Source organism: Bacteroides graminisolvens DSM 19988 = JCM 15093, from assembly GCF_000428125.1.
Lineage (GTDB): Bacteria > Bacteroidota > Bacteroidia > Bacteroidales > Bacteroidaceae > Bacteroides > Bacteroides graminisolvens.
The window spans coordinates 79632-91604 of the sequence record NZ_ATZI01000013.1 but is presented as its reverse complement, the minus strand read 5'-3'; the positions used below and the strand labels follow the sequence as shown (position 1 = coordinate 91604).

Sequence of the window (11973 nt, the reverse complement as noted above, 5' to 3'; positions counted from 1 at the left end):
AAAGTTTTTTTTCGTTAAGCTACCTTCTAAAACTCTTTTAGCAAGAGCGAAGACCTAAACAAAAAAAGATCCTTTTTTGCGAACCGGACTGCAAAGATAAAGACTTTTTAGTTTCACTTCCAAACTTTCAGAGAAGTTTTTTTTTAAAAGTAAAACCGCATAAGTCAAACCCTACAGGCGCTTTATCAACATTTCAAGAAAACACTTTGTCTCTCTTGCAAAGCGGGTGCAAAAGTAGAAGCTTTTGCCATACAAAACAAGAAGATCATACTCTTTTTTTTAAGAAGAAAGGAGCGAAAAGGCTTAAAGCGCTAGACATCAAGGGATAACAGCAGGAAAATAAATGCAAAAGAATCAAGAAGAAGGGAAATGCCAAGAATGGGGATACCTTATATTATATAAAGGGGAATGTAAGCAGAGGAAAAAGAGGGTTATTGCAATAGTAAGAAGGAAGGCAAGGATAGAATAAAAAGACTCGAAACAAAGTGGGGGGATCAAGAAAACAAAGCAGGAACGTGGTAGTTGAAAGGCGAAAGGCAGACATTAGCGAAGGAGCAAGAAGAAGGAAGGACAGGATAGACTATTCAATAGCTCAAGCGAAAAGAGCCCGAAGAAAAAAGAGCGGCTAACCTTGGTTGGACGACTGGCTAACCATCGTTGGGCGACTGGCTAACCTTGGTCGTTCAACTTGCTAACCATGGTGAGCCGATAAATGCAAAAGGAAGATACTTGAAAGAAAAAATAAGAAAAGAGAGAAGAGAAAGCAGATGAAGCGCAAAAAGAGATAGGGAAATACGAAAGATTCTAGATATTGAAAAGCCATTGTTTAATAACAAACCGCATAAACAAGCTAGGCGAATCCAAAGATTCGCCTAAATATAGAAAGATCATCTTTGAGGTTGAAGCGTCAGAATTGAAAATAAATAAAGGGCTGAATATCTGCACTCTTAACCTGAATAATAACGAATACGACTAGAATAATAATGAGGGCCTTAGCCCATAAGGGTATTCGTGTAATAAATGAGCAACAAGCTTTTTCCCAATTATCAGGTGCAAAATGCAATAAGAACCCAATCATCATTAACACAAAAACGGGCCAATAGCCAATTATCATTTGAGGTAACACATCTACATGAAAGTTCACAAATATCTGTCGAATCATGTTAAGCGAATTTTCAAAACTGGTATTTCTAAAAAATATCCAGCAGAAGCACACAAAGTGGAAAGTGAAAAAGGCTCCAACAAAATTTGGAATCTTAATACTAAGTCGAGAAACGACCAATAGCTCCAACCATATTTTATGAACCGCTAAGGCCAGGCCATGTAGTACTCCCCACAAAACAAAGTTCCACGAAGCACCATGCCATAAGCCGCCAAGAAACATGGTAACAATCAAGTTCACATATTGACGTAATTTGCCCTTGCGGTTACCTCCCAACGATATGTATAAATAATCTCTCAACCAACTTGAAAGCGATATGTGCCAGCGGCGCCAGAACTCTGTAATAGACAATGACTTATAGGGTGAATCAAAATTGAGATTAAAATGAAACCCCAACAAAAGAGCTATACCTATAGCCATGTCGCTATAACCCGAGAAATCACAATAAATTTGAAGTGCATATCCATACACAGCAACTAAATTTTCAACACCGGAATAAAGCGAAGGAGCATCAAACACACGTTCTACAAAATTCACGCTTATATAATCTGAGATGACTGATTTCTTAAATAGTCCGCACAGAATAAGGAACACGCCTCTGCCAAACATTTCAGAAGTCACCATCAAAGGCTTTCTTATCTGCGGAATAAAATCGCGCGCGCGTACAATAGGGCCAGCTACTAACTGCGGGAAAAAAGACACGTAGAAAGCATAATCCATCAAATGATTTAAAGGTTCTATCTGTTTGCGATAAACATCTATGGTATAGCTTAAGGATTGAAACGTAAAAAAAGAAATCCCAACCGGTAGAAACACGTCAATCGGACTAAAAGACCCTCCCGTAATATCAGCCAAAATGGTTCCAAAGAAGTTACTATATTTAAAATAGCAAAGAAGTCCGAGGTTTATTAACAAGCTAAAAAACACCAAAAGCTTTCTTTGAACAGCAGATGCAGTAACATTCATTCTTCGAGCCAAAAAGAAATCACTAACGGTTACCAACGCCAAAAGCATAAAATAAACGCCACTACTTTTATAATAGAAGAAATAAGAAAAGGCAGTTACGAACAAAATTCTGGCTGTATTCTTCTGTGTTAGTAAAACGTATACAGAGATAAATGCGGTAAATAACCAGAGAAAAAAACCGCTACTAAAAATCATCGGTGCCTGCGAATCATAGCTAAACACCTCTATTAGTCGACTAATGTCTATTGACAACATAATTATTATAAGCTTTTATAATGGCCTGAGCCAAAAGTTTTCCTTGCAAAGTATATCCTTCAGGCAAATAATGCACATGGTCGGGACGCATAAGTTTTGCCCCATCCCAGTTTTTACAAGCCCATTGCTCTCCTCCTACCACAGCATATAGATCCCAAAACGCAAGTCCATTACGAGATGCATATTCTCTGATTGTCTTTGCTGCCATAATAGTACGCGGATTAGGAGAATAAGTGCTGCGCCTGCGACTTAGCCGACGTCTTTCAAATGACCCCGGAGGAGAAGTAAGCAACATGGGAACACCCGGTAAGCTATCCTTCAACAACTCTATTAACTCATGCATCTGATTATAGTGCACATTTGTTTTGTAACCTTTTCCATGGCTCTCATTGGTACCAAACGATAAGATTAACAACGACGGCTTAGCTTCAACAATAGCCGATATTCGCGCCGGATGCGTAAAAGTAAGACAGGTAGCTCCGTTGACTCCCATGTCATAATAAAGAAGAGAATGAAATTCTTGAGTAAGTACTAAACCTGCCGATTGAGGATAAATATGGCCACGAACGTGACTATCACCGATATGAAGAATTCGGAATGTATCGACTTCCATGTCCAGCCTCATCTCTTGCAGCTGTTTCATGACAGGCTCCAATACATCTGTAGAATCTACAATTTCATTCGACTTAACGTTCCTAAAAATTTCAGGCAGTAATTGAGTATACGGAATCGTATCAGCCGGCCATTTTACTTTCAGCGCAGGTTTGGGTATTCTACTTATTAAATTCCGTGCCGCTTTCTGCGGCAGTTTATCTTGAGACGACATGCCCGATGCATAGAGCAGCAGGCAAAGGAGGCACTTTATTCTAAAGCTACTTAGCATAATCTTCCCTCCGTTTATGTTGCTCGTATCCATACATTAAGGATTCATATAGTAAACCTGCCAAATATTTGCCGCCTCGAAAATTGATGTGCGTATAATCGTAATTGGCCAAAGAAGGTTTAGCATGTACCATTTTGACCATAGCACCTTCCCCACCCATGGCCTGAAACATATTCCAAAAAGCAACCGAAGACTCTGAGGCTATCACCTTTTGATATTGAATGAGGTTCTTTACACCCGGCATAGTTTTCAACTCCCCTTCCTCTGTCTTATAGCTTCTATCACCCACGCCCAACATTAGAATAGCCGCTTCGGGAAAGCATTTTTTTATATGAGCAATGCTTTTGTTCATACCTATGCGGTAGTAGTCATAGTTACGTCCTTTTTCGGTAGCAACATTTAGTCCGTATTGCAGAATTATTAAATCATAAGGTCTCTTAGATCTAAAAGCTTTCAATGTTTGCTCCGGAATATATCGCAGTGATACCCCCGAACTGCCCCTCAAAGAAAAATTATCAAGGACAATACCCTTTGCCCCTTCTAACGCCGCTCCATAAAACACGGTAGAATCGGCCTTATAAATGTTCCACCTCACAGAGCCGATGTGTCCCTTTAGAGTAATCTGTCGCAATGATCCATTTGAGGAAGAAGATGGGACATCGACAAGTTTTTCTATTTCCCGATTAAGTCTGACTCCCACTTTGACGGGAGCCTTATTGGCAAACAAAAGGTAAGCGCATGTACAAGAATCTAGTAAAGAGGCATATTGAGCCTGCCCCCTGAGTTCTACAAATGCTGCTGAATCGGCAATAAAATAATGGCCGGATATCCCCTGTTTCTTTTTATTAAAATAAGTAGTATCAGTTGCAGCATGACTATTCCAGCCTCCAAACGAATGTTTCACCGTAGGCCGATAGCCACTGGTCATAGAGGTTATGGGAATAAAGCCCACTCCGCATCCTCCAAATTTTCGTTGAAGCATTTCTCTTAAATCGGCAGTGAATATATCTCCCTCTATAAAAGAATCTCCGAAAACAGCAATTCTCACTATACGTTTTTCTCCGGCATCAAGCTTCGACAACGCATTATAAAACAGCGCCATTCCCTGTCCTATAGAATCTGTGAAATCTTCAACACAAGTAATGCCGCTCTTACATGTATCTACTAAAATCTTTGATTTGGGAGCAACAAGAGGTAGCGTGTCAGGTACAGACAGATCCGTTTTGCTACTACGTATATCACTCAACATATCAACCTTCCGTAAAGTGTGACCACAGATTATTGTAGAAGGCAAATAATGTAGCAAAAGAAGTGCCGACAGAACAATTATTGTCAGCCAAAACGTATCTTTAAGATGATTCATACAGCCATGTTACGATTTTAAGGCTGCAAAGATATATAAAAGGAAGAGAAAGATCGATTTACAATCAAATCGTTTTTTCAATATTCCAAACGAACGCACGCAGACCTAATTTTTCAGTTCTCGTATCCAACTTATGCAACGCATCAAGCAATGGATCAACTTTATTATCATCTACCATTGTTATAATGGCCGAACACATAGAAGGCCATGCATGACTCCCGAAATGCGGTTCGCCGGTTTTGCTCCCACGCCCTTTTACTTGTTCAAAATAGCTAAACCCACGACAATTCAAACGATCTAGGGTTCCTATTATCTGTTCATAATAGGCTTGGTCAAAGGTTATAAATACAGACTTCATTTTTTAACAATTTCACTTTTATGTTCTTGAAAATAATCAGATAGAGCACGCCTGCGCTTCATCACTTTACGTTGCCTCTTGATTCCTGTACCTGCAAACACACAGTAGAGAACTGGGATTAATATCAAAGTAAGAATAGTAGAGATACTTAATCCACCGATAACAGCAATAGCCATTGGTCGCCACATTTCTGAACCTTGTCCCGTTGAGATTGCCATAGGTACCATACCTAACACGGTTGTAGCCGTTGTCATTATAACCGGGCGAAGACGACTACGGCCTGCCGTAACAACAGAATTTATTACCGCCTGCCCTCTTTCTCGACATAAACTAATATAATCAATCAATACAATACCATTCTTAACAACGATACCAATAAGCATAATGCCTCCCAACATACTCATCACATTCAGCGTGTTTTGGCTGGTAAACAAAGCAATCAATACACCACTAAATGCAAATGGCAATGAAAACATGATGATAAACGGATAGGTAAGCGATTCAAATTGGGCAGCCATCACAATAAAAACAAGAATAACAATAAGCACCCCCAGCACTCCTAAATCTTGGAACGACTCTTGTTGATCTTCAAAAGAACCAGCAACTTGTACTGTTACTCCCGCAGGAATATCCATATTGTCAATAACGTCATTGCCAGCTGCAACAACATCTCCCAAAGCCTCTCCTGAAATAACGGCAGAGACTGTTATTATACGCTCCCTGTCTTTTCGCTCGATTGTTGGCGGCGTAAATCGCTCAACAACTTTACCAAGTTCTTTAACTCGCACTGCCTCACCTTTACTATTATATATGATAATGTTCTCAAGGCTTTCCAAACTAGTTCTGAATTCAGGGGCATAACGCACCTTAATATCATATTCATCACCATCTTCACGATATTGCGATGCAATTGCGCCATTAACTCTATTCCTTAAATAAGTTCCTGCGGTAGATAGATTTAGCCCATGCATGGCTAGCTTTTCTCGGTCAAAATCAACCTGATATTCTGGTTGATAATCACTCCTACTAATATTAACCTCTGAAACACCTTTTATCTGGTAAAGCTGACGTTTCAGATTAGCGGCAACACTATCTGTGACAGACATATCATAACCGTAAATTTCAAAGTCAGCAGTAGATTGGCCGGTTAAGCCTGTATTACTACCACCTAATATCACTTGAGCTTTACTTAATTCGGGATAAGACTTTAAGTCTTGACGCATTTCATCGCAAACCTGTTCCAACGTCTTTTTTCTATCTCCCGGATCTGATAATCGGATATTAAATGAAATAATATGCGAACCATTATTCTGCATTACTGCCCACGCATTATCTGTATCGGCTTGGCCAACCGTATAATTACACACCAATATTTCATCCTTATATTTTGATCGCCACTGCTTGGTTAATCGATCTGCCAAATTTTGCGCGAACTCTTTTCGAGATCCGATAGGCAACTCTAGTGCAACGGATATGCGTGCATTGTCTTGGGTAGGAAAGAATTCCGTACTTATACCATTGGCACAAAGAAGGCTCAAGAGAAACAAGCCGATACAAGAAATGATAACCAACATTCTATGGCGCACTGCTTTGTTTAATACATGCGCATACCAATTGTCAAAACCATTAAGAATGCGTTCAACCGGAGCATAGAATTTCTGAAAAGATTTGGTCTGTTTCTTCTCTAATTTCAGTAACTGCGAACAAAGCATTGGAGTCAATGAAAGCGCTGCTACAGTTGATATAAACATGATTGTACACATCATCCAACCAAGTTGCCTAAACATAACTCCTGTCATACCGGTAATCATTGTAAGCGGAAAAAACACAGCAATCATGGTTAGTGTAGAAGCAATTACAGATATGGCAACTTCATTAGTACCATGAACAGCTGCTTGCTTAGGGGCAGAACCTCTTTCGATGTGGGTAGTGACATTTTCAAGGACAACAATCGCATCATCAACAACCATACCAATTGCAATGGATAAAGAAGATAACGATATAATGTTAATTGTATTATTAGTAATAGCAAGATATATAAATGATGCAATCAGTGAAAGGGGAATCGTAATTGATATAATAAGTGTTGCCCTCCATCTTCCTAAAAAGAGAAATACAACAACGACTACAAACAATAACGCATATGCTACCGTTTCTGTTAAACTGTCTATCGTATTTAATATGTTATCGGACGTATTAACAATGATACCAAGTTTCACGTCACTCGGCAGTGATTTCTGTAGTTTGGGTAAAGCTTTAAGTACTTCTTTTGATATATTGACTGAATTTGCTCCAGATTGCTTTTGTACAATAATCATAGCACCTTTCTGCCCATTATTATACGTCTCTTGAGCTCGCTCTTCAACAGTGTCAACAACTTTTGCTACATCACGAAGAAAAATATTCGCCTCATTACGCGTACCAACTACAATATTCTCTAACTGTTTGGTATCATTAAACTCTCCTTCAACACGTAAAGCATAGGTTTCATTTCCAATATCAAAATTGCCTCCGGGGATATTTTTGTTTTCTGCCCCTATTATAGAGCTAATAGTTTCAATACTGAGATTATAGGCTTCCAGTTTATTGGGATCACAATAAACCTGTATTTCTCTCTTAGGTGCACCACTAATTGATACAGTTCCAACACCTGGGATTCGGGCTAAAGGGTTAACTACATTATCATCTAGTATTTTATACAAAGCAGATTGGCTTTCTTCAGCTTGCACAGAGAGCAGTACTATAGGAATCATATCTGTGCTGAACTTGAAAATAATTGGAGTCTCAACATTTTCGGGCAAAGCTGAGTTAACCATATCTAACTTATCACGCACGTCATTAGTTAAGACATCAATATCATAACCATATTCGAACTCTAGTGTGATGACTGAAATGTTCTCTGATGATTTTGACGTTATATGCTTTAAGTTACTAACTGAATTAAGAACATTTTCAAGAGGACGTGTAACATTGTTCTCAATATCAGAAGCACTGGCTCCTTGGTACGTTGTCATTACCATTATAGTATTTGTATCAATATCAGGATACAAATCGACAGGTAATTTAGACAATGAAAACAGACCAAAAATCACTACTGCCAAGAAGCAGAGCGAGGTCATAATTGGCTTTTTTACAGCTCCTTCATATAAACTCATAACTGGGTTTTATTATTTTTCAATAATTACTTCAGTACCATTAACCAAACGTGCATGTCCGGCAACAACCACCTGAGAGTTGTTGTCTACTCCTGAGATCAACTCATACTCACTTCCCATTCTGCTACCCAATTCTACCTTTTGGTAACGAACCTTTCCCTTCTCATAGACAAATACATAACGGTCGCCAGAGCCAGCTTGTTTAACAACTGCTAGATCAGGAACTACCACATGATTTTCCGAACCGAAATTTACTTCAACACGCGCAAACATACCGGGGCGCACTTTCATATCTTTATTATCTAGCACAAGCTCAACAGGAAAAGTGCGTGTTGCTGCGTTAATGGTTGGATAGATTAAACTAATTTTGCCATTAAAGACTTCTCCTTCAAAAACATCAAACTTAACTTTAACTGGAGATCCTTTCTTTATTTTAGAAAAATAGTTTTCTGATATATTAATTAGTAGCTTTACAGGAACAATTTGTTCTACTACTAAAACAGGAGTATTACCATTATACATATCTCCATTATCATAATTACGAGCCGTTATTATTCCGCTTATGGGACTAAGTAAAGACGTATTTTCCAATAGATTCCGATAGGAAGTCTTTTTTACGTCTAAAGACATTTTTGAAGCATCCCACTCAGACTTCGAAACTCCTCCGACTTTATACAATTCATCAAGGCGTTTAAATTCTATCTCTTGGTTATCCAACTGAAGTTTTAATTGTTTTAAACTTGCTGCATCCATTTGAACAAGTTTTTGACCTTTACTGACCTTGTCTCCTACTTCAACATAGATATGATCAATTCTAACAGGAGAAGCAGGAGCAATATTATTTTTTACTTCTGCCTCTACAGTTGCTGTATATTCCAAAATTTGATCAACTTGTCGGGCTGTAACAGTTGCAAGTTTTACCCTCGGCTTTTCACTAATTACATCTACTCCTTTCTTATCTTTGCTTTCTGTGCACGCACTCATTAGCAAAATAAACATGAAGGATACTAACTGAATATACTTTCTCATATAATACTTTTAATTGAAATTACTCTATCTGTTGTTATTCACCTAGCACTAGCTCTAAATCGGCTTTGGCAACTAAGAAATCATATATAGATTGGTTATAAACCAATTGAGCTTGTGTTAAAGCCAATTCAGAATCATTCAATTCTAAAATAGTTCCTTTACCTACATCATATCGCTTTGATGCAATTTGACGACCTTTTTCCGCCTGAGCCACACTTTCTTTGTTACTCATTAATTGCTCGGAACTAGCATTCATACTATCTAAATAACTACTAATTTTCATATTCAGCTGACGTTCCAAATTGAGTCTATTCAGCGCCAGTTGCTGGATTTGAATTTTTGTTTGCTTCAGTTTATTAAAATTGCTAGCTTTATATAACGGTATAGTCAGACTTAATCCAAACGTAGAGTATGGATACCAATCGTAACTAGATATTCTGAAATTATCATTCATCGACATATATAAATAATTGAAAGAAGCCGATAAGGTAGGCATGAAATTAGTTTGTTGTAGTTTAAGAGTATTCTGAAGCAACTTATTACTAAGGTCTAATTGCTTTAGGTCTGAATTATTACTAAGGTTATAGTAGACATTATTCTCTTTAGATATGAACATCTCCATTTCATATTCTTTTAGACCTCCATTGATAACTAGTTCATAATTTGCATCAATCCCCATTAAAACTTTGAGTTGCAGTTTTGCTAAATTAACGCCATTATGGGCTGACACAACAGAAGGTTTTAAATTGCGCATCTGGACTTCTGCACGAATTTTATCAAACTCACTAACAGTGCCATGAATAAACTTTGCATTAACAATATTAAAATTAGCCTCAGCCTGACGGTAACTTCTAGTCAAAACGCTATAACTGTCCTGAGCTAGAAGCAACTGATAAAAGGCTTTTTTAATTTGATTTATAAGATCCAATTTTGAGAATCGAGCTTTCTCAGTAGCAAGACCAATATCTGTTTTCGTAAGATTAATAGTTTTGTATAATGCGGGAGCAAAAATTGGTAAACTAATTATCATACCACCATTATAAGTGTTGTCACGTCCAACTTGTATAGTTGTAGTTTCCTCACCGAATTGCATTGCCATTGTTTGTTTTTTGATTGTTCTTGAATAAGTACCACTCAAGTTTATATCAGGGAATAAGGCAGCGTATGCTTCTTTATTAATTTCTTTCTTCAAAACAACTTCTTTCTCGGATATCTTTACGATAGGACTTTCAGAAAGTGCAATTTTCATAGCAGATTCGATAGTTAGAACCAATGTATCCTTATCTTGTGAAAGACTCGAATCTTGCGCTTCCACTGAATTAGTAAATAAAGCTAGCAAGACAATCAATAATAAAATTTTATCCAAAAACATTTTCTTAATCATCATATACACATAGGATATTGCATTATACAGATTTAGCATTATATTCTATCAAGAAGTTTTCCAGTATTCCAATTCCCTTATCAGTTGATATGCCTCGTACGAATATCAAAACTATTGATTCATAAACCTCTAGAAAAGAATATTTTTTAAAAGTCTCACTGTGAATTAACATATCGATCTGCTCATGCAACAAATCATGAACAATATCAAACTTAATATCTGCTCTAAAAAGCCCTTGCTCAACTCCTTTCCTAAAAAAAGAAATAACGTAGTTACTATTTTTCTTTTTATGATCATTCATTAGCTCACAAACTTTCGGATATTTCTTTATTTCCTCTAAAAAACGTACGTTCGTTTTATGATAATCCTCAACACTCTTCTTATAACATTTGAGAATGACTTCTAGAACATTCACTGAATTAGATATAACTTCATTAACAAATACATTTTTTTCTCTTTGATGCTCCAGCATACATGCTATCAAGAGTTCCTCTTTATCTTCGAACATTTCATATAGAGTTCTTTTTGATATACCCAACCCCATAGCAATGTCATCCATTGTCACTCCTTTTATACCTTTAGTCGCAAAAGCGTTCATCGCTAAAGTGACGGTTTTATGCTTCAGCTCTGTTCTGTTGTTTTCTTTTTCATACATAATTATATACTGTTTATTTTTATATAGTTATATCTGATTTCTAAATTAAAAAATCGCATAAGTAACACACTAAAATATGTAGTATAAAGATATTATTAAAAAATAGGAAAGTATTAATTGAAGAATGATTATTGATCAACTCCTGCTAATATTTTAAGATACTTACCTGTCACATTAGCTAATTCTGAATGGGAAGATAAGTATTCTGCTCGCAAATCAGGTTGATCAATCAATAATTCGCTCATAACATCACGACTAACAAATTCAACCTTATAAGTTATAGGATCAATAAAATAGTAGACACGTTCAGTTAGTAGTGAGGAAGAAGCAATTGCCCGTCCAACATCTCCCATATTATAATTTGTCGCTGATGTTATACTAGCTGCTGCAGATCCAATCGGCAAAGCCGAGAAATAAATTTTATCTTTCACCCACATAGCAGGGGCATAACAAGTACCAAATCTAAAACGGTTAAAGCGCAATTTTCTGCAATTCAAATATAAATTTCCATCTATCTCAATCGCAAAGTACCGTCCTTTGATTCTCTTGCAAGTTGAAGGAGAAGAGGCACTTATTTTATAATCCCCACCAGGCGTAAGCATAAGCTGATTTTTTGTTCTTTTCTCTAAAACAACTTTGGAGAGAGAATCACCACGATGTATATAGATATCTTTAACACTCAAATAAAACTTATTTTGAGCAAACATAAGCACTGAAAAAAGTGCAAACCCCAATAATATTAAAACCCTTTTCATAGACATAA

General features: G+C 37.2%; 9 protein-coding genes. All 9 read right to left on the bottom strand.

Features of this window, described 5'->3' with window-relative positions; genetic code table 11:
- Window positions 1-907 precede the first annotated feature (907 nt).
- The 9 genes from C511_RS0109860 to C511_RS0109820 all read right to left on the bottom strand — a co-directional run bounded on the left by C511_RS0109860 (window position 908) and on the right by C511_RS0109820 (window position 11965).
- Entirely contained in the window at window positions 908-2389 is a 1482-nt protein-coding gene (locus C511_RS0109860; RefSeq protein WP_024997566.1) for an MBOAT family O-acyltransferase, read from the bottom strand.
- Complete coding sequence (locus C511_RS0109855) at window positions 2364-3299, bottom strand: SGNH/GDSL hydrolase family protein (protein ID WP_027318094.1); 936 nt, start codon at window positions 3297-3299, stop codon at window positions 2364-2366. Before C511_RS0109855 ends, C511_RS0109860 begins: the two co-directional genes overlap by 26 nt.
- On the bottom strand, window positions 3256-4629 hold the full coding sequence (locus tag C511_RS0109850) for an SGNH/GDSL hydrolase family protein (RefSeq protein ID WP_024997568.1): 1374 nt from the start codon (window positions 4627-4629) through the stop codon (window positions 3256-3258). Before C511_RS0109850 ends, C511_RS0109855 begins: the two co-directional genes overlap by 44 nt.
- Window positions 4630-4693: 64 nt before the next feature.
- Window positions 4694-4987, bottom strand: coding sequence for a PG0541 family transporter-associated protein (locus C511_RS0109845; RefSeq protein ID WP_024997569.1), 294 nt, complete (start codon window positions 4985-4987; stop codon window positions 4694-4696).
- A complete protein-coding gene (locus tag C511_RS0109840; RefSeq protein WP_024997570.1) occupies window positions 4984-8142 on the bottom strand; it encodes an efflux RND transporter permease subunit in 3159 nt (1052 codons plus the stop codon). The genes C511_RS0109845 and C511_RS0109840 overlap by 4 nt, the downstream gene beginning before the upstream one ends.
- Before the next feature lie 12 nt (window positions 8143-8154).
- A complete protein-coding gene (locus C511_RS0109835) occupies window positions 8155-9171 on the bottom strand; it encodes an efflux RND transporter periplasmic adaptor subunit (protein ID WP_024997571.1) in 1017 nt (338 codons plus the stop codon).
- 34 nt (window positions 9172-9205) lie between these two features.
- Window positions 9206-10558 carry a TolC family protein gene (locus tag C511_RS0109830; RefSeq protein WP_027318093.1) on the bottom strand — a complete coding sequence of 451 codons (1353 nt, stop codon included), beginning with the start codon at window positions 10556-10558 and terminating at the stop codon, window positions 9206-9208.
- A gap of 19 nt (window positions 10559-10577) precedes the next feature.
- Window positions 10578-11216, bottom strand: a complete 639-nt coding sequence (locus C511_RS0109825; protein WP_024997572.1) for a TetR/AcrR family transcriptional regulator — start codon at window positions 11214-11216, stop codon at window positions 10578-10580.
- 122 nt (window positions 11217-11338) lie between these two features.
- Window positions 11339-11965: a DUF6563 family protein gene (locus C511_RS0109820; protein WP_024997573.1), complete on the bottom strand. Its 627-nt coding sequence runs from the start codon at window positions 11963-11965 to the stop codon at window positions 11339-11341.
- Window positions 11966-11973 lie beyond the last annotated feature (8 nt).